Source organism: Pseudoxanthomonas sp. 3HH-4 (assembly GCF_006716465.1).
In the GTDB taxonomy this organism is placed as follows: Bacteria; Pseudomonadota; Gammaproteobacteria; order Xanthomonadales; family Xanthomonadaceae; genus Pseudoxanthomonas_A.
Genome location: NZ_VFPB01000005.1, coordinates 226472 through 248181, shown reverse-complemented (window position 1 = coordinate 248181; position 21710 = coordinate 226472). Strand labels below are relative to the sequence as shown.

The 21710-nt window shown below is 65.5% G+C and carries 18 protein-coding genes and 1 pseudogene; 8 read left to right on the top strand and 11 right to left on the bottom strand.

The annotated features are described in order from the left end of the window. Positions 1-66: 66 nt before the first annotated feature. Both FB548_RS15615 and FB548_RS15610 read left to right on the top strand, forming a co-directional pair. A complete protein-coding gene (locus tag FB548_RS15615; protein WP_185742136.1) occupies positions 67-615 on the top strand; it encodes a class I SAM-dependent methyltransferase in 549 nt (182 codons plus the stop codon). Continuing rightward, positions 605-1519 (top strand): lysylphosphatidylglycerol synthase domain-containing protein, encoded by a 915-nt coding sequence (locus FB548_RS15610; protein WP_142125716.1) that lies wholly within the window; start codon positions 605-607, stop codon positions 1517-1519. The genes FB548_RS15615 and FB548_RS15610 overlap by 11 nt, the downstream gene beginning before the upstream one ends. 12 nt (positions 1520-1531) lie before the next feature. Here the strand turns inward: FB548_RS15610 and FB548_RS15605 are convergent, their stop codons facing one another. Continuing rightward, positions 1532-2383, bottom strand: coding sequence for a glycosyltransferase family 2 protein (locus FB548_RS15605; protein WP_142125916.1), 852 nt, complete (start codon positions 2381-2383; stop codon positions 1532-1534). 272 nt (positions 2384-2655) lie between these two features. On the opposite strand from FB548_RS15605, the pseudogene FB548_RS18905 reads away from it, so the two are divergent. The 5 genes and pseudogenes from FB548_RS18905 to coaE all read left to right on the top strand — a co-directional run. Then, a pseudogene (locus FB548_RS18905) lies at positions 2656-2796 on the top strand (prepilin-type N-terminal cleavage/methylation domain-containing protein); the annotation flags it as partial. 305 nt (positions 2797-3101) lie between these two features. After that, a complete protein-coding gene (pilB, locus tag FB548_RS15595; protein ID WP_142125714.1) occupies positions 3102-4835 on the top strand; it encodes a type IV-A pilus assembly ATPase PilB in 1734 nt (577 codons plus the stop codon). Positions 4836-5047: 212 nt separating this feature from the next. Next, positions 5048-6313 (top strand): type II secretion system F family protein, encoded by a 1266-nt coding sequence (locus tag FB548_RS15590; RefSeq protein WP_142125713.1) that lies wholly within the window; start codon positions 5048-5050, stop codon positions 6311-6313. A gap of 3 nt (positions 6314-6316) precedes the next feature. After that, positions 6317-7180, top strand: coding sequence for an A24 family peptidase (locus FB548_RS15585; protein ID WP_142125712.1), 864 nt, complete (start codon positions 6317-6319; stop codon positions 7178-7180). A gap of 34 nt (positions 7181-7214) precedes the next feature. Then, a complete protein-coding gene (gene coaE / locus FB548_RS15580; RefSeq protein ID WP_142125711.1) occupies positions 7215-7835 on the top strand; it encodes a dephospho-CoA kinase in 621 nt (206 codons plus the stop codon). A 70-nt stretch (positions 7836-7905) separates the two neighbouring features. Here coaE and FB548_RS15575 read toward each other — a convergent pair whose 3' ends face one another. The 3 genes from FB548_RS15575 to FB548_RS15565 all read right to left on the bottom strand — a co-directional run bounded on the left by FB548_RS15575 (position 7906) and on the right by FB548_RS15565 (position 12975). Beyond that, positions 7906-8880: a Nudix family hydrolase gene (locus tag FB548_RS15575; protein ID WP_142125710.1), complete on the bottom strand. Its 975-nt coding sequence runs from the start codon at positions 8878-8880 to the stop codon at positions 7906-7908. 121 nt (positions 8881-9001) lie between these two features. Beyond that, entirely contained in the window at positions 9002-11755 is a 2754-nt protein-coding gene (gene secA, locus FB548_RS15570; protein ID WP_142125709.1) for a preprotein translocase subunit SecA, read from the bottom strand. Positions 11756-12024: 269 nt separating this feature from the next. Further along, positions 12025-12975, bottom strand: coding sequence for a M23 family metallopeptidase (locus FB548_RS15565; RefSeq protein WP_142125708.1), 951 nt, complete (start codon positions 12973-12975; stop codon positions 12025-12027). Between the two features lie 8 nt (positions 12976-12983). Between FB548_RS15565 and FB548_RS15560 the strand changes: the two genes are divergently transcribed. Beyond that, the gene (locus FB548_RS15560) at positions 12984-13457 is read left to right on the top strand and encodes a DUF721 domain-containing protein (RefSeq protein WP_142125707.1); all 474 of its coding nucleotides are present in this window, start codon (positions 12984-12986) and stop codon (positions 13455-13457) included. Positions 13458-13658: 201 nt separating this feature from the next. Here FB548_RS15560 and lpxC read toward each other — a convergent pair whose 3' ends face one another. The 7 genes from lpxC to murG form a co-directional block, all read right to left on the bottom strand. Then, positions 13659-14573 carry a UDP-3-O-acyl-N-acetylglucosamine deacetylase gene (lpxC, locus tag FB548_RS15555; RefSeq protein ID WP_142125706.1) on the bottom strand — a complete coding sequence of 305 codons (915 nt, stop codon included), beginning with the start codon at positions 14571-14573 and terminating at the stop codon, positions 13659-13661. A 326-nt stretch (positions 14574-14899) separates the two neighbouring features. Beyond that, a complete protein-coding gene (ftsZ, locus tag FB548_RS15550) occupies positions 14900-16126 on the bottom strand; it encodes a cell division protein FtsZ (protein WP_142125705.1) in 1227 nt (408 codons plus the stop codon). Between the two features lie 86 nt (positions 16127-16212). Continuing rightward, entirely contained in the window at positions 16213-17448 is a 1236-nt protein-coding gene (ftsA, locus tag FB548_RS15545) for a cell division protein FtsA (protein WP_142125704.1), read from the bottom strand. After that, positions 17445-18230 carry a cell division protein FtsQ/DivIB gene (locus tag FB548_RS15540; protein WP_142125703.1) on the bottom strand — a complete coding sequence of 262 codons (786 nt, stop codon included), beginning with the start codon at positions 18228-18230 and terminating at the stop codon, positions 17445-17447. Before FB548_RS15540 ends, ftsA begins: the two co-directional genes overlap by 4 nt. Then, a complete protein-coding gene (locus FB548_RS15535; RefSeq protein WP_142125702.1) occupies positions 18230-19189 on the bottom strand; it encodes a D-alanine--D-alanine ligase in 960 nt (319 codons plus the stop codon). The genes FB548_RS15540 and FB548_RS15535 overlap by 1 nt, the downstream gene beginning before the upstream one ends. Next, positions 19186-20637 (bottom strand): UDP-N-acetylmuramate--L-alanine ligase, encoded by a 1452-nt coding sequence (gene murC, locus FB548_RS15530; protein WP_185742151.1) that lies wholly within the window; start codon positions 20635-20637, stop codon positions 19186-19188. The genes FB548_RS15535 and murC overlap by 4 nt, the downstream gene beginning before the upstream one ends. Beyond that, the gene (murG, locus tag FB548_RS15525; RefSeq protein ID WP_142125914.1) at positions 20637-21707 is read right to left on the bottom strand and encodes an undecaprenyldiphospho-muramoylpentapeptide beta-N-acetylglucosaminyltransferase; all 1071 of its coding nucleotides are present in this window, start codon (positions 21705-21707) and stop codon (positions 20637-20639) included. Before murG ends, murC begins: the two co-directional genes overlap by 1 nt. Positions 21708-21710: the final 3 nt, after the last annotated feature.

Below are 21710 nucleotides of genomic sequence, written 5' to 3'. Positions count from 1 at the left end.
CCTCAACCCCAAGAGGCCTCACCGCCGATGTCGATTCATCTGGACGAGTCATTGCGAATGAAGCGCATGGCCAAGCTCGTCGAAGGCTGCCAATCTGTACTCGACATCGGCTGGGCGCAATCACCCAATCCCTTTCTCCTCAACGAGAACGTGGTCGGCTTCGACCTCAATCAGCGCTCGCTTCCGCGCAACTATCATGAGAGCGTGGCGGGCGACGCTCACGACATGACCCACATCTTCTCCGGACGAAGATTTGACGCCATCTTGGCCGGAGAAATCCTTGAACACGTCGAGCAGCCACATGCCTTCCTGCGGAGCTGCCGCTCGCTGCTCAGTGAAAAGGGGCGAATTGTCCTTTCCACTCCAAACCCGAATTCCCCGATCGAGCGCCTGCTGACCATCACGCTCAACAGAAATTACTTCTACACAACCGAACATCTTTGCCTGTATCCGCAGCGCTGGCTCATACGGATGATGGAGAACAGCGGATTCTGCGACGTAGAACTGCATTCCGGCGGCTTTCCCGTACCTTTTCTCGGGTTGATTCCATTCCCTCGACCATGGTGCCACCAGACCATCGCGATCGCAGTCAAAGATTCGCGCGATGAAACCTGACTATCGGAAGCTCAAGCCATTGCTGTGGGTGGCGGTGATCGCATTCGTCGCGACTTACCTCCTGAAGAATGCGCGCGAGATCTTGTCATACGGCTACCAGTTCGACTGGACTTTCATCCCCCTGTCACTGATTTTCGTGCTGCTTGCCTACCTGCTTAACATCGCCATCTGGATAGGCATAGCGTCCCACTACGGCGCACATGCGAGCTGGCTTTCGCATGCACGGATCTGGTCGGTTTCGCGACTCGGGCGTTACGTGCCAGGGAAGATCGCCACGATCTATCTTCGTGTAGATGGGTATGAATCGGCCCATCGCAGCAAGGCAGGCGTCGCGCTATACATCGAAACAGCGTCGTCGCTGATTTCTGTCTGCTTCTTCATACTGGTTTTCTCGGCGCTAGGATTCGTCGCCCTCAGCCCGCTTCACCTGACATTGATCGCCGTAGCACTTGCAGCCCTTTTGCTCCTGTCCTCAGGCCCATTCCTGCGCAAGTTCTTTAGCCGCTTCAAATCACTCGGAAGCCTCTCCCCCCCGAAGACCCGCGCTGACAGCGCGCTCCTCATGAAGGTTGTTGGATTGCAGACTGTCGTCATGACGTTGCATGGCGCCAGCTTGCTCCTGGCAATCCTCGCATTCACCACGATCTCTCCCGCGCTCATCGTCGAGATCACCGTGTTCTATTACTTTGCGGGGCTCATGGGAATGCTCGCGCTATTCGCCCCCGCAGGCATTGGGGTACGCGAAGCTGTACTGGTAGGCCTGCTGCAGACACTGATGCCTTTGCCAATTGCTGTCGTGTCAGTCGCGCTGATCCGGCTACTGACTGTGATCGCCGAACTGCTATTGAGCGGGACTTTTGTCCTGCTCGCGCAGAGAAGACTTTCTTCCTCTGGTGAACGCTGAGACAAGCTCGCGTCACGCATCGCGCTTGTAGGTCAGGGATGTGATCTGCTCCGAGATCAATCCGATCAGGAACACGATTACCGAGGCACTGAACAGCAACGCACTCATATTGGTGAAGCGACCTTGCGTGGTGAAGGTGTACCCGTAATAGCCAAGACCGATCATGAAAAACGTAATCGCCGTGGGTGCGAACAATTTCAACGGCGAATACAGCGTGGCAATTTTGAAGATGATCAGCAGGAACCGGATGCCATCCCTGATCGGGCGGATGTGGCTCTTGCCCAGCCGCTTGGCGACCGGGATGGGCATGTACGCCACCGGATAGGCACTGCGGAAGAATGCCATGGTGCTGGTGGTCGGGTAGCTGAACCCATTGGGCAACAAGTGGATGAACTCCCGGAACCGCTCAGCGCGCACCGCCCGGAATCCCGACGTCAGGTCCTTGACGTCGAAGCCCGTCATGCGACTGGCCAGCCAGTTGTAGAAAGCATTCGCTGCCCCACGATGGACCCCGGCCTGCCCGGCCCAGTCGCGAGCCCCCACCACCATGTCATAGCCCTGCTCCAGCGTCTCCAGCAGGGGCGCGATGCAAGCCGGGTCGTGCTGACCATCGGCATCCATGAAAACCAGGACATCGCCCGCCGCTGCGCGCGCCCCGCGCTTGATGGCGGCGCCGTTGCCCATGGAATACGGGGAAGACAACACCTTCGCACCGAACGATGCAGCCACCTCGGCGGTCGCGTCGGTCGAACCGTCGTCCACCACGATGATCTCCGCGTGAGGCATGCGCTCGCGCAATGCCGGCAGCGTGCGGCGCAGACCCTCTGCCTCGTTCTTGGCAGGCAGGATGACGGATATGGTCATTTTTTTCCCCTTTGCGATAGGGTATCCGGAAGCCCCGGCCACGGGGAACCCATCGGACCGGGCCGCGGCGCGTTGCCCCATGGCCCCACCATCACCCCTCGAGCTGGCTGCTGGACGGCACGGAACCGGCGGACGGGCCGCCGCAACAACCTTCCACCGACACCCGTCACAGATTCACCCGAGCGCCTACCGTTTACTTGCCCCGCTCGTCTAGAGTTGGCTCGCTACTTGCATGTGTTAAACGTCAAGGGACCCTACAACAGGTGGACAGCATGCGTCGCGATGCACGAGGCTTCACATTGATCGAACTCATGACCGTCGTTGCGATCATCGGGATCCTGGCCGCCATTTCGCTTCCCGCTTACAACGGATATCGCGTCCGCAGCGCGGAGAATGCCTGCCTGGCCGAGATGGAGGCCTATGCCGGCATCTCACTGGCGGTCATCCGCAACGGTGACGCTCCCGACGCTGCCCCACGCGCCGCCTGCCAGAACGCGGATGACGCCACCGCCGAGGGCGTAGCGATCTCGGGAACACCGCTGGCGCCGGGCGACCGCCAAGCGGTCTGCAACATGACCACGGGCGACTGCCAGCTCGAATGAACCATCCCGGTCGTGCAGACACCTGCACCCGGATGCCGATATCACCGCCCTCTGCAGAACCATGCGTGGACGACTTGAATTAAAGTGCCCGCCGTTGTCACAGGACCAGATTCGCCATGAACGCAGTCGCCGCCCCCAATCTCGTAGGCATCACCGGCATCGCCCGCCGACTGGTGCAGGACGGAGCGCTGGACGAAGCCGCTGCCCGCGCTGCGATGGCGAACGCCACCGAGGCCAAACTCCCGCTGCCGCAATGGATCGCAGAAAAGCGACTGGTCACCGCGCCCCAACTGGCAGCCGCCAATGCCATGGAATTCGGTATGCCGCTGCTGGATGCAACGGCATTCGACCCGACCCACAGCGCACTCAAGCTGGTCAGCGAGGAACTGGTGCAGAAGCACCAGGTGCTCCCCCTCTTCAAGCGCGGCAACAAGCTCTTCGTCGGTGTCGCCGATCCCACCCGCAGTCATGGCGCACTGGACGAGATCAAGTTCCACACCAACCTGATCGTCGAGCCGGTGCTGGTGGACGAGGACCAGCTGCGTCGTACCCTCGAACAATGGCAGAACGCCGCCAACACCCTGTCCAGCAACTTCGGCGATGACGACGACGGGCTGGAAAGCCTGGAGGTGGATGCTTCCGATGAGGACGGCGGTACCGACAATGCGGTCGACTCGAAGGGCGACGACACGCCGGTCGTGAAGTTCGTCAACAAGGTCCTGGTGGATGCCATCAAGCGCGGCGCCTCGGACATCCACTTCGAGCCGTACGAAAACGACTACCGCGTGCGGCTGCGCGTGGACGGCATCCTGAAGCAGGTCGCCAAGGCGCCGACCAAGCTGAAGGACCGCATTGCCGCGCGCATCAAGGTGATGGCGCAACTGGACATCGCCGAGAAGCGCGTACCGCAGGACGGCCGCATCAAGCTGAACCTGTCCAAGAGCAAGCAGATGGACTTCCGCGTCAGCACGCTGCCCACGCTGTTCGGCGAGAAGGTGGTGCTGCGTATCCTGGACGGCAGCGCCGCCAAGCTGGGCATCGACAAGCTGGGCTACGAGCCCGACCAGCAGAAGCTGTTCGAGGAGGCCATCCAGAAGCCCTACGGCATGGTGCTGGTCACCGGCCCCACCGGCTCGGGCAAGACCGTGTCGCTGTATACCGCACTGGGCATCCTCAACGACGAGACGCGCAACATCTCCACCGCCGAGGACCCGGTGGAAATCCGCCTGCCCGGCGTCAACCAGGTACAGCAGAACAACCGCCGCGGCATGACCTTCGCCGCCGCCCTGCGCAGCTTCCTGCGCCAGGATCCGGACATCATCATGGTCGGCGAAATCCGCGACCTGGAAACCGCCGAAATCGCGATCAAGGCCGCGCAGACAGGCCACATGGTGCTGTCCACGCTGCACACGAACGATGCACCGCAGACCATCGCCCGCCTGATGAACATGGGCATCGCGCCCTACAACATCACCAGCTCGGTGACCCTGATCATCGCGCAGCGCCTGGCGCGCCGGCTGTGCTCGAAGTGCAAGCGCCCGGTGCAATTGCCCCCGCAGGCGCTGCTGGCAGAAGGCTTCAGCGAGGCCGAGATCGCCGCCGGCTTCACCGTCTACGAGGCCGTGGGCTGCGACGAGTGCACGAGCGGCTACAAGGGCCGTACCGGCATCTACCAGGTGATGCCGATGAACGACGCGATCCAGGAGATCGTGCTGGAAGGCGGCAATGCCATGCAGATCGCGGAAAAGGCCCAGAAGGCGGGCATCCGCGACCTGCGCCAGTCAGCGTTGATGAAAGTGCGCAACGGCATCACCAGCCTGGCCGAGATCAACCGCGTCACCAAGGATTGAGGCGAAGGACAGGCTCCCGCACGCAATTCCACACCTGATGCTCCATCCAAAGCGGTTGTAGGAGCGCAGCGGCGGCCCGCTCGGGACCGCCGGGCCCGGCCATATCACCGAAACCCGGCCGCCGTCACAGGCGCAGCGCTTCCCTTGGGCGGATAACCGGCTAACATGGGGCGATGAAGTCCGGATGGGGAAAGCCGGACAGGGGAAATCCGATGGCCGTGACCCGTTCCGCCGCCAAGAAAGCCGCCTCCGCGCCCGTCCGCGAGAACCCGCTGAACCTGTTCGTCTGGGAGGGCACCGACAAGCGCGGCGTCAAGATGAAGGGCGAGCAGCAGTCCAAGAACGCCAACTTCCTGCGCGCCGAGCTGCGCAAGCAGGGCATCACGCCCAACGTGGTCAAGGTGAAGGGGAAGCCGCTGTTCGGCTCCGCCGGCAAGCCGGTATCGCCGAAAGACATCGCCTTCTTCAGCCGCCAGATGGCGACGATGATGAAATCCGGCGTACCCATCGTGTCGTCGCTGGAGATCATCGAGAGTGGACAGAAGAACGTCCGCATGAAGAAGATGGTCGAGCAGATCCGCTTCGACATCGAAGGGGGCTCCTCGCTGCACGAAGCGATCAGCAAGCATCCCGTCCAGTTCGACGAGCTCTACCGCAACCTGGTACGGGCAGGCGAGTCGGCCGGTGTGCTGGAGACGGTGCTGGAGACTGTCGCCAACTACAAGGAAAACATCGAAGCCCTCAAGGGCAAGATCAAGAAGGCGCTGTTCTATCCGGCAGCGGTGATCGCGGTCGCCATTCTGGTCACCTCGGTGATCCTGATGTTCGTGATCCCGGAGTTCGAGAAGACCTTCGCCAGCTTCGGCACCGAGCTTCCCGCATTCACCCAGTTGATCATGGGCGCCTCGCGCATCATGGTCAGCTGGTGGTGGGCCATCCTGATCGTGGTGGCGGGCACCATCTTCGGGACGCTTTTCCTCTTCAAGCGGTCCCCCGCTTTCCAGCATGCCGTGGACAAGTTGATCCTGAAGGTGCCGGTGATCGGCCAGATCATGCACAACTCGGCGGTCGCCCGTTTCGCCCGCACTACCGCTGTGACCTTCAAGGCTGGCGTACCGCTGGTCGAAGCTCTGGACACCGTGGCCGGTGCCACCGGCAACACGGTGTATGAAAAGGCCGTGCACCGCATGCGCGATGACGTATCGGTGGGCTACCCGCTGAACATGGCGATGAAGCAGACCCAACTGTTCCCACACATGGTGGTGCAGATGACCGCCATCGGTGAGGAAGCCGGTGCACTGGACACCATGCTGTTCAAGGTGGCCGAGTACTTCGAGCAGGAGGTCAACAACGCGGTGGATGCGCTGTCCAGCCTGATCGAGCCCTTCATCATGGTCATCATCGGCGTGCTGGTCGGTGGCCTGGTCATCGGCATGTACCTGCCGATCTTCAAGATTGCGGCGACGGTGGTCGGCTGATCCATGGCGTTTCTGGATCAGCACCCCGAACTGGGGTACCCGGTGGTGGCAGGCCTCGGCCTGCTGGTGGGCAGCTTCCTCAATGTGGTCATCCTGCGGCTGCCGAGGCGGCTGGAGTGGGAGTGGAAGCGTGACGCCCGCGAGGTGCTGGAGGAGCCGGAGATCTACGATCCGCCGCCTCCCGGCATCGTGGTGGAACGCTCGCACTGCCCGCACTGCAAGACGGCGCTGTCCTGGTACGAGAACATCCCGCTGTTCAGTTGGCTGGTCCTGCGCGGCAAGTGTCGCCACTGCAAGGCCCCGATCTCGCCGCAATACCCGCTCGTCGAGCTGCTGACCGCGGTGCTGGCGGTGGCCTCGGTCTGGCGGTTCGGCTTCGGCTGGCAGGGCTTTGGCGCGGCGTTGCTGAGTTGCTACTTGGTGGCGCTGAGTGGCATCGACCTACGCACACGGCTGCTGCCCGACCAGCTGACGCTGCCGTTGATGTGGCTGGGCCTGATCGGCAGCCTCGACAACCTCTACATGCCCGCCAAGCCCGCGCTGCTGGGCGCCATCGCCGGCTACGTGTCACTGTGGCTGGTGTGGTGGCTGTTCAAGCAGATCACCGGCAAGGAAGGCATGGGCCGGGGCGATTTCAAGCTCCTCGCCGCCCTCGGCGCCTGGGTGGGATTGAATGGCGTGCTGCCCATCATCCTGATCTCCTCGCTGGTGGGTGCCGTGGTCGGTTCGGCCTGGCTGGCGATGCGGGGCCGCGACCGCGCCACGCCGATCCCGTTCGGCCCCTATCTGGCCATCGCGGGCTGGATCGTGTTCTTCTGGGGTCAGCAGATCGTGGACGCCTACCTGCGTTTCGCCGGCCTGAAGTAGGGGCGCCTCGCGGGCGCTCGTACATAATCCGCCCATGAGCGATTACTTCATCGGACTGACCGGCGGCATCGCCTCCGGGAAAAGTGCGCTTGAGAAAGCATTCGCCGCACGCGGCATCGCGGTGGCCGATGCCGACCTGCTGGCACGCGAGGTGGTCCGGCCAGGCGAACCCGCGCTGGCCGCCGTGGCGGAGCACTTCGGGCGCGATGTGCTGATGGCGGATGGCCAGTTGGACCGGGCGGCGCTGCGTGTCCGCGTATTCGGGAACGATAAGGAACGGCGTGCGCTGGAAGCGATCCTGCATCCTTCCATCCGCGCACGATTGCTCGCCCTCTGCCAGCATGCCGACAGCCCCTATGCGATCGCGACCATCCCCCTGCTCACCGAAGGCGGTGGCCGCCAGGCCTATCCCTGGCTGCACCGCATCGTGGTGGTGGATACCCCGGTCGCCGTGCAGAAGGCACGGTTGATGCAGCGTGACGGCATAGACGCGGCGCTGGCGGAGAAGATGCTGGCCGCCCAGGCCTCGCGCGCGGACCGGCTGGCGCTGGCGGATGACATCGTCGTCAACGATGGCGACATCAGCCACCTGCAACACGCCGCCGACGAGTTGCATCGGCGCTACCTGGCGCTTGCCGCCACCGTCTCTTCGTAAAGCGGAGCTTGCTTCGCTGGCTCATGCCGGAGCTGTCGGAGACGCATCCCGCCGCCGAGCAAGCTCGGCTCTACGCCATCGACGGCATTTCCCGGTCCGTGGCCGGCCACAGTCCGCGGATCGCGGCGATGCCCTGAGCACCATGCCGGCGCGCGTCGGCGATGTCTTCGTTCACCATGCCGCCGATGGCGTAGATCGGCAAGGACACACCCTCGCGCAGGCGGGCGAAGCCCGGCCATCCCAACGACTCGCCGCCGGGGTGGCTGAGGGTCGGGTAGACGCTGCCCACCACCGCGAAATCGCATCCGAGCGCCTCCGCCTGCCGCAGGTCCGATGCGGCATGGCAGGACGCCGCGACGGGTAATCCCTCCGGCAGCGGCCGCTCCGACAGCGCCACCAGTTGCGTGGCACGCAGATGGACGCCGACCTGCAGTTCGCGCGCCAGATCCACGTCGCCGTTCAGCAGTACCTCGGCGCCGGCCGTGCGGCAGCGCGCGACAGCTTCCTTCGCCAGGGATCGCCAGGCATCGCCCGACAGGCTGTGCGCACGCACCTGCACGCGACGGATACCCTGCGACAACGCATGATCCAGCGAGGCCAGCCAGCGAGGCGGATCCTCGGGTTCCGGCGTGACCAGACAACGGTCCGACTGCATGAGCGCCGCCACCACCGGGCGATCCGCCGGCGGCATGTCGTAGCGCATGAGTTTGTCCGGTGCGACCCAGGCCAGCGCCTGGCCTTCGTGCCCGCGCGGCACGCCTTCCCATCCGGTCAGGTGCCGCACTTCCAGGCACAGGCGCTTGTCGGGGTATTGCTGGGGCACGCTGATGAGGTGATCGCCGACCCGGGCCTCGATGCCCAGTTCCTCGCGCAGTTCGCGTACCAAGGCATCCTCGGGGCTTTCCCCGGGTTCCTGCTTGCCCCCGGGAAACTCCCAGCGCCCCGCCAGGTCGCGCCCTTCCGTCCGGCGAGTCAACAGGATGCGGCCGCGCGCGTCGGTGATGACGGCGGCCATGACGTGGATGGAGCGCAACGGAGTGAGCATGGAAGAAGCTTGCCGGGAACGGTCAGGTAGACGCAAATAGTCTCGCCCGGACACGATGCCGCGCGCAAAGAAAAAGCCGCGCGGTGCGCGGCTTTTCCGTCAAGCGAGGTGCGGCGCCGCCTCAGCCGAGCTGGCCGTGGCAGTGCTTGTACTTCTTGCCACTGCCGCAGGGGCAAGGATCGTTGCGACCGACCTTGGGGGCGTCTCGGTGCGCCGGCATCGGGCCCGACTGCACGTAGCCGCCCTGCGCCGCAGCCAGCTGCCGGGCCTGCTCGGCTTCCTCGTCGGCGCTGTAGCCGCCGGCATCCTGGTGCTGGAACTGCATCTGCCGGGCCTGTGCCTCGGCCATGGCGCGTTCCTGCGCTTCCAGCGCGGCGACTTCTTCCTCGCTGCGGATGCGGACGCGCGACAGCAGGGTCACCACTTCGCTCTTCACCCGTTCCAGCATGCCGGAGAACAGTTCGAACGCTTCCTTCTTGTACTCCTGCTTGGGCTGCTTCTGCGCGTAGCCGCGCAGGTGGATGCCCTGGCGCAGGTAGTCCATGCGCGCCAGGTGCTCCTTCCAGTTCTTGTCCAGCACGGTCAGCATGATGTGCTTTTCCAGCGCCCGCATGGTCTCGTCGCCGATCACCGCTTCCTTGTCGGCGAAGTGCTTGTCCATCGCTTCCTGCACGCGACGTTCGATGGTCTCGGCATCGAGCTCCTCGGCGTCCTCGCGCCAGCGGCTCACGGGCAGCTCCACGCCCATTTCCTCGCCGAGCTCGCGCTCCAGGCCCTGCAGGTCCCATTGCTCGTCCACCGAGTTCAGCGGCACGTAACGGGCGACCGTCTCGGCGACCACGTCGCCGCGGATGCCATCGATGTTGTCCTTCACCGAATCGGCGTCGAGCAGTTCATCGCGCTGCGCGTAGATGACCTTGCGCTGGTCGTTGTTGACGTCGTCGAAGTCGAGCAGGTTCTTGCGGATGTCGAAGTTGTGCGCTTCCACCTTGCGCTGCGCCTTCTCGATCTGCCTGCTGACCAGCTTGTCCTCGATGACGTCGTCTTCCTTCATGCCGATCAGCTTCATCGCCTTCTGGACCCAGTCCGAGGCGAAGATGCGCATCAGGTTGTCTTCCAGCGACAGGTAGAAGCGGGACGAACCCGGATCGCCCTGGCGGCCGGAACGGCCACGCAACTGGTTGTCGATGCGGCGTGATTCGTGGCGCTCGGTGCCGACGATGTGCAGGCCGCCGGCGGCCTTCACTTCGTCGTGGCGTTTCTGCCATTCGGCCTTCACCGCGGTGCGGTCGGCGTCGCTCGCGCCTTCCGGCAAGGCTTCGTACTCGGCTTCCAGCGAGCCGCCCAGCACGATGTCGGTACCGCGACCGGCCATGTTGGTGGCGATGGTGATCGCGCCCGGACGACCGGCCTGTGCGACGATATGCGCTTCGCGTTCGTGCTGCTTGGCGTTGAGCACTTCGTGCGGCACGCCGGCCTTGTTGAGGAAGTCGGACAGCATTTCCGACGTCTCGATCGAGGTCGTGCCGACCAGCACCGGCTGGCCGCGCTGGTAGCAGTCCTGGATGTCGGCCAGCACCGCCTTGAACTTGCCCTGGCGGTTGAGGAACACCTGGTCGGGTGAATCCTTGCGCACGGTCGGGCGGTTGGTCGGGATGACGATCACTTCCAGGCCGTAGATGCTCTGGAATTCGAAGGCTTCCGTATCGGCGGTGCCGGTCATGCCGGACAGCTTCTTGTACATGCGGAACAGGTTCTGGAACGTCACACTGGCCAGCGTCTGGTTCTCGCGCTGGACCGGCACGCCTTCCTTCGCTTCGACCGCCTGGTGCAGGCCGTCGGACCAGCGACGGCCCGTCAGGGTGCGGCCGGTGAACTCATCGACGATGACCACTTCGCCATCGCGCACGATGTAGTCCACGTCGCGCTGGTAGATGGCATGCGCGCGCAACGCCGCGTTGAGGTGATGCACGACCGACAAGTTGTTGGCGCCATACAGCGGTTCTTCCTCGCTGATGATGCCGGCCTGAAGCAGCAGCTCTTCGGCATGCTCCATGCCTGCTTCGGACAGGTGCACCTGCTTGCCCTTCTCGTCGACCCAGTAGTCGCCTTCGGCCTCCTCGTTCTCCTGCTTGATCAGTTGGGGCACGATGCGGTTGACGCGGATGTACAGCTCGGGCGACTCGTCGGCCGGGCCCGAAATGATCAGCGGGGTACGCGCCTCGTCGATCAGGATGGAGTCGACTTCGTCGACGATGGCGTAGTGCAGGCCGCGCTGGAAGCGGTCGGCACGCGACATCGCCATGTTGTCGCGCAGGTAGTCGAAGCCGAATTCGTTGTTGGTGCCGTAGGTGATGTCGGCGGCATAGGCGGCGCTCTTGTCGCCGTGCGGCATGCCGGGGTAGACGACGCCCACGCTCAGGCCCAGCCAGTTGTACAGGCGGCCCATCCAGGCGGAGTCGCGGCGGGCCAGGTAGTCGTTCACGGTGACGACGTGCACGCCCTTGCCTTCCAGCGCGTTGAGGTAGGTCGGCAGGGTGGCGACCAGCGTCTTGCCTTCGCCGGTGCGCATTTCGGCGATCTTGCCCAGGTGCAGCACCATGCCTCCGATCAGCTGCACGTCGTAGTGGCGCATGCCCAGCACGCGGCGGCTGGCTTCGCGGCAGACCGCGAAGGCTTCGGGCAGGATCTTGTCGAGTGCTTCCCCGCCGGCGATGCGCTGCTGGAACTCCGGCGTCTTCGCCTTCAGCTGCTCGTCGGTGAGCGTCTGCAGCTCCGCTTCCAGCGTGTTGATCTTGTCGACGGTGCGGTGCAGCTGCTTGAGCAGGCGCTCGTTGCGGCTGCCGAAGACGCGGGTAAGCAGGTTGTTGATCATGTAGGGAACCGGAAAGGAAAAGGACACCGGGGCCGCGCGACTTCGGCGGGCCCAAAACGAAACAGGGCGCAAGGCGCCCTGTCTGGCAACACCGTATTGTAGCTTGGGGCGCCGCCCGGGGAATCAAGGCGGGCCGTCAGACCGACTGGACGCCGGATGGTTCCCGGACAACGGCAGTAGCATCGAGCTTGCTAGACACCACACAGCACCGGATGCCGGTCCCGCCCCGAAGAGCGACGGAGCAAGCTCCGCTCCACATCAGGTCGCGGTCAGCCGCGCTTGATCTGCCCCACCGGCGTCGGGCCTTCGCCCAGGAACTTGCGCGGATTGACCACGCGCCCGTTCTCCCACACTTCGAAGTGCACGTGCGCACCGGTGGAGCGACCGGTCGAGCCGGCCTTGGCCACTTCCTGGCCCACGCGAACCAGGTCGCCGGCACGCACGCTGAGGCGAGAATTGTGCGCATAGCGGGTCACGTAGCCGTTGCCATGGTCAACGTCGATGACGTTGCCGTAACCACCCTTCACACCGGCGAAGCTGACCACGCCATCGGCCACCGACAGCACCGGATCACCCACACGGGCCTTGAAGTCGATGCCCTTGTGGTTCTGGCCGCCGCCGCCGAACGGGTCCGCACGACCGCCGAAGCCGGAGGTGATGTAGCTGTTGGCGATGGGCATGCGGCCCGGGGTCGCATTCCTGTCGAGTTCGCGGTTGAACAGCAGCGCTTCCAGCACCGACAGCTGACGGCCGGATTCGGCGAACTGCTTCTCCAGCTTGTCCACGCCCGCGGTCAGATCGGCCGGCTTCATGTCGTAGGACACGTCATTGCCGCCCACACCGACCGGCTCGTTGAAGTCGAACTCGCCGTCCTGCAGCTGGCCCACGCGGGTGAGGCGTTCACCGAGCGCGTTCAGGCGATTGGCCTGCGCCTGCAACTCGCCCAGGCGCGCGGCCATGGCGTTGATTTCCTGCTGGGCGCCACGGCGGACCTGCTCAAGCTCGGTATCGCGCTGCTCGGCCTTGGCCTGCAGCATCGAGACCTGCGCCATGCCGAGGGCGCTGCGCCCCCCCACGCCGGCCACCAGGCCGGCGGCGACAAGCACCGCAGCACTGGCGAGCGGCCGGGCATGGAACGCGAGGCGGATTCTATAGGCACCATGGGCCGATGCATGGGCCCACCAGGTACGCGTATTGTTGACGATGGTTTTAAAGCTCATAGATACCGATGTCTGATTCGAAGTCCAAGCCGCGCCGTACCGGCACCGCGCAACCTGCCCTGCAGGCTGCCTTGACGGATGCCGCCACCGACCCGGTGCGTCGTGCCATATGGCTCGACGCCTTGGAACAGCAGCTTCGCCCCTGCCTGCCGCCTGCCTTGGCGCCGCATTGCCGGTTGGCGAACGTGGCAGGCAAACGGCTCGTTTTTATCGTCGACTCCCCGGTATGGCATGCCAGGCTTCGCCTCGCCGCCCCCGAACTGATCAACGCGGCCCAATCCATCGGACTGACGGTCACCGAAGTCACCGCCAAGACGAGCCTCGCGCCGCTCCATCCCGTGAAGCCTGCGCAAGATCCGGTCGTACCTGTATCGGAGGCCTCCCGCAAAGGGCTGCAAGCGGCCCTCGACCTCCTGTCCACCCCGGACTCCGCGGGTGCTCCCACCCCGCGGGGTGGGCATCGTGGAAGGCGAAAAATTTGATTCGGCCTTCACGAGGGACGGGGCATGGTACCGGCCACCGCCCGTCGGGGCGTTAGCCTGAAGTTAGAAAAGTGTTATTTCTGGCCAGATTTTCTGACCCAGTTCACACTTTCGGCAAGGCGTAACCATTCGCACACCACTGCGTGATGGTGGTGGGAAACCGGTCGACAGCGGGGTCACCGTCCGCAGAGGACGGGCGTCTCAGATCGCCAGGGCAGGCGTTGCATAGATGACCGGGGACGGCATGGCGCGGTCCTCGAACGTCACTTCTTCCCAGGCAGTGGTCTCGGCCAGCAGGGCGCGGACCAGCTTGTTGTTCAGGGCGTGACCCGATTTGAAGCCTTCGTAAGCCCCAAGGATCGGGTGCCCGGCGAGGTACAGGTCGCCGATGGCATCCAGGATCTTGTGGCGGACGAATTCATCCGTGTAGCGCAGGCCGTCCTCGTTCAACACCCGGAACTCGTCCAGCACGATGGCATTGTCCATCGAGCCACCCAGGCCGAGGTTGCGCTCGCGCATGTACTCCAGATCGCGCATGAAACCGAACGTGCGCGCGCGGGCGACCTCCTTGATGTAAGCACCCGTGGAGAAATCCACTTCGGCCCGCGACTGCGACGTCGGGATCATCGGGTGGTCGAACTTCACCGTGAAGCCCAGCTTGAAGCCGTCATACGGCTCGAAGCGCGCCACTTTGTCGCCCTCGGTCACTTCGATGGGACGGGTAATGCGGATGAAACGCTTGGGCGCGTCCTGCTCGGCGATGCCGGCGGACTGGATCAGGAACACGAACGGACCTGCGGAACCGTCCATGATCGGCAGTTCCGCGGAAGACAGTTCCACGTAGGCATTGTCTACCCCGAGGCCGGCCATCGCCGACATCAGGTGCTCGACGGTCTGCACCTTGGCGCCTTCGCAGGTCAGCCCGGTGCACAGCGTGGTCTCGGTGACGAGTCCCGCGCTGGCGGGAATCTCCACCACGGGCTCCAGGTCGACGCGCCGGAACACGATACCGGTGTTCACGGGGGCCGGGCGCAGGGTCATGTAGACCTTTTCGCCACTGTGCAGCCCCACGCCCGTCGCGCGGATCACGTTCTTGAGGGTGCGTTGCTGGGCCATTCGAAGGAATCGCAGGTAGGGGGGACCTGAGCGGGCAGCGAGAATATCACGCAGGCCACTGAATCTTAACGGAAGAACCGGTGTGTCCCGTTCCTGCAACAACGACCTGATAGGGACGTCGTGAAAGGGCTGCCGGACCGGCGAAGGTCCGGCAGCGAAGGGACATGGCAGTGCACAGCCCCTTCCCCCGCATGCGGGGGAAGGTTGGGATGGGGGCGTCGAAGACCGCTTACTCGAACCCACGGGATGGCATTCGCGTCGACCGACTCCGCTTGCCCCCACCCTGCCCTCCCCCGCAAGCGGAGGAGGGTTCCACTTCTACGCGATCAGTCCGCCTGGCGGCGCAGGAACGCCGGGATGTCCAGGTAGTCCGGCGGCAGGTCGGCCGCGATCGGGGCCGACGCCGGTGCGGACGATGCCGGTGCGGCCGAACCACGACGCAGGCCCATGCCGCTGGTGGCGGCGCTGATCGGGTCCACGGTGAAGCCGTCGTCGATCGGCATGCCGGTGGTGGCGTCGCGGACCAGCTTGATCGGCGCACGCATCGGCTCGCGCAGGTCGCCGCCACGGCCGACCGGCTGGCGAGCGGCGTTGCGGTTCAGGCCGGTCGCCACCACGGTCACGCGCACTTCGTCCTGCATGTCCGGGTCCAGCACGGTGCCGACCACCACGGTGGCGTCTTCCGAAGCGAAGCCTTCGATGGTGCGGCCCACTTCGTCGAACTCGGCCATGGTGAAGTCCGGACCGGCGGTGATGTTGACCAGGATGCCGTTGGCACCGTTGAGGTTGACGTCGTCCAGCAGCGGGTTCTGGATCGCGGCTTCGGCGGCGGCCTGCGCGCGGTCGTCGCCGCGTGCCGAACCGGTGCCCATCATGGCCAGGCCCATTTCGCTCATCACGGTGCGCACGTCGGCGAAGTCGACGTTGATCAGGCCCGGGCGGACGATCAGGTCGGCGATGCCCTGCACGGCGCCCAGCAGCACGTCGTTGGCGGCGCGGAAGGCCTGGATCATCGTGGCGTTGCGGCCCAGCACGGTGATCAGCTTCTCGTTCGGAATCGTGATCAGCGAATCGCAGTGGTGGCTCAGTTCCTCGATGCCCTTCAGCGCGACCTGCATGCGGCGGCGGCCTTCGAACGGGAACGGCTTGGTGACCACGGCCACGGTCAGGATGCCCATCTCCTTAGCCAGTTGCGCCACGACCGGCGCCGCGCCGGTGCCGGTGCCGCCGCCCATGCCGGCAGTGATGAACACCATGTCGGCGCCGTCCAGCGCATCGATGATGCGCTCGCGATCTTCCAGCGCGGCCTGGCGGCCGACTTCCGGATTCGCGCCCGCACCCAGGCCCTTGGTGACGTTGCTGCCGAGCTGCAGCTGCAGCTTGGCGCCGCAGTTCTTGATCGCCTGCGAATCGGTGTTGGCGGTGATGAACTCCACGCCATCCACGCTGCCATTGACCATGTGCGCCACGGCGTTGCCGCCGCCGCCGCCCACGCCAACGACCTTGATCACCGCATTCGGGGCCATCTTCTCAACCAGTTCGAAATGTGCCATGTCCTTGTCCTCGTTTATTTAGTTATGTGTTGCTGGGTGGAACGAACGTCGTGATGCCTTCAACTTCGCGGTAGGTGTCGCCTCACTCAGAACTCGCCGCGATACCAGTTCTGCAGTTTCTTGAACCAGCTGCCCGCCTTGCCCGTGGGCAGCGACGGACGCCGGGGATGTTCGATCTGGCTGCCCATCAGCAGCAGGCCCACGCCTGTGGCATGCACCGGGTTGCCGACCACTTCGCCCAGTCCGGTGACGTGTTGCGGAATACCGACGCGCACGGGCATCTGCAGCATTTCCTCGGCCAGTTCGACCACGCCTTCCATCTTCGACGCGCCGCCCGTCAGCACCATGCCGGCGCGCACGCGCTCCTCGAAACCGGAGCGGCGCAGTTCCGCCTGCACCATCTCGAAGATTTCCTCGTAACGCTGCTGCACCGCCTGCGCCAGCGCATGGCGCGGCAGGCGGCGCGGCGGACGGTCGCCCACGCTGGGCACCTGGATGCTTTCTTCCGCCGTCGCCAGCTGCGCGAGCGCGCAGGCGTAGCGCACCTTGATCTGCTCGGCTTCCGGCGTGGGCGTGCGCAGCATATGCGCGATGTCGTTGGTGACCTGGTCACCGGCGATGGGCAGCGAGGCGGTGTGGCAGATCGCGCCCTGCACAAACACCGCCAGATCAGTCGTACCCGCGCCCATGTCGACCAGCACCACGCCCAGCTCGCGCTCGTCGCTGGTCAGCACGGCGACGCTGGAGGCCAGCGAGGAGAAGATCAGATCATCGATCTGCAGGCCGCAGCGCTGCACGCACTTGCTGATGTTCGCGGCGGCCGACTGCGCACAGAACACCAGGTGCGCATCCACTTCCAGGCGCACGCCGGTCATGCCGACCGGATTGCGGATGCCTTCCTGCGAATTGTCCAGCTTGTACTCGCGTGGGATGGCATGGAGGATCTTCTGGTCGGCCGGGATGGCGACCGCCTTCGCCGCTTCCAGCACGCGGTCCAGGTCGCCCCAGGTCACTTCGCCGTCGCGGATCGGCACGATCCCGGGCGAGTTGCGGCACTGCACGTGGTTGCCGGAGATCGAGGCGTAGACCGAGCGGATCTCGCAGCCAGCCATCAGCTCGGCTTCCTCGATCGCGCGCTGGATCGACTGCACCGTGGATTCGATGTCCACCACGACGCCGCGCTTGAGACCGCGCGATTCGTGCGAGCCGATACCGATCACTTCGATCGGATTGCCCGGTGCGTACTCGCCGACCAGCGCCGTCACCTTGGAGGTGCCGATGTCCAGCCCGACGATCAGCGATTTGTCACCCTTGCGATTCATGTAATGCCCTGCAGAAGACGACCCGCGGCCGCGATCGGCGCAGGCAATGGAGACGGTGTGGAAGCCGGTGGCGGCGCCTTGGGCGCTTCGCCCCAGCTGAGTGCGAACCCATTGGTGTAGCGCAGGTCCGCGCGCACCAGCGGCTGTGCCTGCGCAGCCGCCAGCAGCTGCGGCAGCATCCGCGCGAAGCGGCCCAGGCGTGGACGCGCATCGGTGCGGCCGACGACCACCTGGGTGCCGTTGCCCAGCAGCAGCGACCAGCTGCCGCGTGCATCCATCACCAGCGTGGTGACGTCCAGGCCCATCGGCGCGAACAGCTGGCGGGATTCGTTGTAGAGCGCGGTCACTTCCTGCACCTGCGACGCCGGTCCGCCCAATTGCGGCAGATCCAGGCCGGCAAGCTCCTTCGGCACCGGAAACAGGCGGCCATGCTCGGACAGCAGCTTGTCGTTGCCCCAGCGCGCGAACGGCTTGTGCTCGGTGATGCGCACTTCCAGGACGTCCGGCCAGCGTTTACGCACGTCGGCGCGCTCAACCCACGGCAGCCGCTCGACCGCATGCTTGGCATCTTCCAGTTGGACGGCGAAGAAGCCGCGTTTCGCGTAGGGCAGCACGGCGGCCTGCAACTGCACCGCGTCCACGCGTTCGAACTCGCCCTGCACGCGCAGCCTGGACAACGGCCACCGCTCGGCGCCGATCCAGCCATTGACCACGGCCACGACCGGCAGCGCGACCAGCGCCAGCGCCAGCAACCAGGCCATGATGCGCAGAGCGGCATTCATCAGCCGGCGACCTCCGGCACGGTCTGCTCCAGGATGCGCCAGCACAGTTCCTCGAAACCGATGCCGACCTGCGCCGCTTCCTTGGGTACCAGCGAATGACTCGTCATGCCCGGGGCGGTGTTCACCTCCATCAGCAGGAAACGCCCGTCCGCGTGACGCATCACGTCGACCCGCCCCCAGCCACTGCAGCCGGCGGCGCGGAAGCCCTCGAGCGCCAGTGCACGGATCTGTGTTTCCTCGGCCGCGTCATCCAGGCCGGGACAGAGGTATTGCGTATCGTCGGCGATGTACTTGGCGTGGTAGTCGTACCAGCCCTGCGCCGGCACGATACGCACTGACGGCAGTGCGAGGTCGCCCAGGATGGCGACGGTGAACTCGCCGCCGGTCAGCATCTGCTCTGCCAGCAGTTCCCCGGGATAGGTGGACGCGAACGTCGCGGCCGGCACGAGGTCTTCTTCGCCCAGGATGCGGAACACGCCGACACTGGACCCTTCCGCGCTCGGCTTGACGAACACGGGGAAGCCCAGCGTTCGCACCGCGGCCGCGAGGTCTCCGCCCGGCGCAATCCGCACGAAGCCCGCGGTCGGCAAACCGGCCGCCTGCCACACCTGCTTGGTGCGGATCTTGTCCATGGTCAGCGCAGAACCCAGCACGCCCGGGCCCGTGTACGGCACCCCGAGCGACTGCAGCAGGCCCTGCAGCACGCCGTTCTCGCCGTCGCCGCCGTGCAGGATGTTGAACACCCTGTCCACCTTGCCCGCGCGGATCGCTTCGATGAGGGCCGGCACGCCGTCGACGGCAAACGCCTGCACGCCACGCGACAGCAGCGCGGCCAGCACGTTCTGGCCCGAGTTCAACGACACTTCGCGCTCGCTGGACACGCCGCCCATCAGCACGGCGACGCGACCGAAACGGGCCGGATCCTTGAAGCGCGGCGGTTGCACGGTCACGGTGGTCATGCCGGGTCCTTCGCAGTGAAGCCATGCGCCGCGATGTGTTGCGACATGTGGCCGATGTCACCTGCCCCCATCAGCAGCAACAAGTCGCCGTCCTGCAGCACGTCCGGCAGCACGTCGACCAGGTCCGCGACCTGACTGACCACCACGGGCTCGTTGCGGCCGCGCGCACGGATGGCGCGCGCCAGCGACTTCGAGTCGGCACCTGCGATCGGCTGCTCACCGGCGGGGTACACCTCGCTCAGCACCAGCGCATCGACCTCCGACAAGACTGCGGCAAACGCGTCGAACTGGTCGCGCGTGCGGCTGTAACGGTGCGGCTGGAAGGCCACCACCAGCCGCTTGTGCGGCCAACCGCCGCGTGCGGCGGCGAACACGGCCGCCAGTTCCTTCGGATGATGGCCGTAGTCATCGACGAGCTGCACGTGCGCGCCCTGCGGCGTGACGATCTCGCCCAGATCGTTGAAACGGCGGCCGATGCCGGCGAACTTCTCCAGCGCCGCGGCGATATTTTCCGGCGACACGCCGAGCTGCCACCCGATGGCCGCCGCGGCAAGCGCGTTCTGCACGTTGTGGCGCCCCGGCAACGCCAGGCTGACGCGGATGCTCGCGTCCTCCGGCAGGCGCAGGGTGAAATGCATGCGGCCGCCGTCCTGCTCCACGTCTTCGGCCCGCACATCGGCGCTCTCGGCGAAGCCGTAGCTCATCACGTGCCGCGGCGTCTCCGCGGCAATGGCGGCGACTTCCGGATCGTCGATGCACAGTACCGCCAGGCCATAGAACGGCAGGCGCTGCAGGAACTCGGCGAAGGCCGCCTTCACACGTTCGAAGTCGTTGCCGTAGTTCTCCAGATGATCCGCATCGATGTTGGTGACGATGGAGATCAACGGATTCAGACGCAGGAAGCTGCCGTCGCTCTCATCGGCCTCGGCCACCAGCCACTGGCCGTCGCCAAGCTTGGCGTTCGCGCCGGCAGCAAGCAGCTGGCCACCGATGACGAAGGTCGGGTCCAGCCCGCCTTCGCTCAGCACGGCGGCCGTGAGACTCGTCGTGGTCGTCTTGCCATGCGTACCGGCGACCGCGATGCCGCGGCGGAACCGCATCAGCTCGGCCAGCATGGCCGCGCGCGGAACAATGGGGATGCGCTGACTGCGCGCTTCCATCAGTTCGGGGTTGTCGTGCTTGATGGCGCTGGAGACGACCACGCAGTCGGTGCCCAGCACGTTGGACGCATTGTGGCCGCGCATCACGCGCGCGCCGAGCGACGCCAGGCGACGGGTCGCGGCGTTATCGGCGTTGTCCGAACCGGATACTTCATAGCCCAGCGTGCACAGCACTTCCGCGATGCCGCTCATGCCGGAGCCGCCGATGCCGACGAAGTGCACGCGACGGAACTCCTTCGCCAGGTTGCCGGTGTGTTGCAGGCGGCGCTCGCGTGCAGCAGCCATCATCATGCCTGCGTCCTCATGTTCGTTGTTTCCTCGAGAATGATGTCGGCGATGCGATCGGCCGCATCGGTCTTCGCCAGCGCGCGTGCGGCCTGCGCCATGGCCAGGCGCTTGTCGCTGTCGCCAGCCAGCTGGCGCAGGGTGGTGGCCAGCGCATCGGCCAGCGCGTCGTCCTGCTTCAGCAGCACGGCTGCGCCACGCTCGACCAGGTATTCGGCATTGCGTGTCTGGTGGTCATCGACGGCCTGCGCGAAGGGCACCAGGACGCTGCCCACGCCGACCGCGCACAGCTCGGCCAGGGTCGAGGCGCCGGAGCGGCAGACCACCAGGTCAGCCCATGCGTACGCGCCCGCCATATCGGTGATGAAGGCTTCCACGCTCGCGGCCACGGCGGCATCCGTGTAGGCCCGGGCGGCTTCGTCCCGCAGCTTCTCGCCGCATTGGTGACGCACCTCGATGCTGCCTGCCGGCAGCGTCGCGATGGCCAACGGAACCGCGAGATTCAGCGCACGCGCGCCCTGGCTGCCGCCCAACACGAGCACGCGAAGCGGGCCGGTGCGGCCAGTCATGCGTTCGGCCGGCGGCGGCAGCACCGCGATCTCGTCCCGCACCGGATTGCCGACCACTTCCTCGCGCGACGGGAATGCACCGGGGAAACCGGTCATCACGCGGCGCGCGACCTTCACCAGCATGCGGTTGGTGAAGCCCGCCGCGCGGTTCTGTTCGTGCACCAGCAGCGGCACGCCCATCAGGCGCGCGGCGACACCGCCGGGACCGGCAGCGAAACCTCCGAAACTAACCACCGACCGCGGCGCGCGGCGGCGCAGCACGAAGCCGGCGGCGCGGATCGCGCGCAGCACGCGTACGGGCGCGCCCAGCAACGCCAACTTGCCTTTGCCGCGCAGGCCGGTGATGGCCAGCGTATCCAGCGGAATGTCGTGCGGCGGCACCAGTCGCGTTTCCATGGCCCCGTCCGCGCCCAGCCAGACCACCGGCACGCCGCGCGCGCGCAGCACCTTCGCCACGGCCAGCGCGGGGAAGATATGGCCGCCGGTACCACCGGCCATGATCATGAC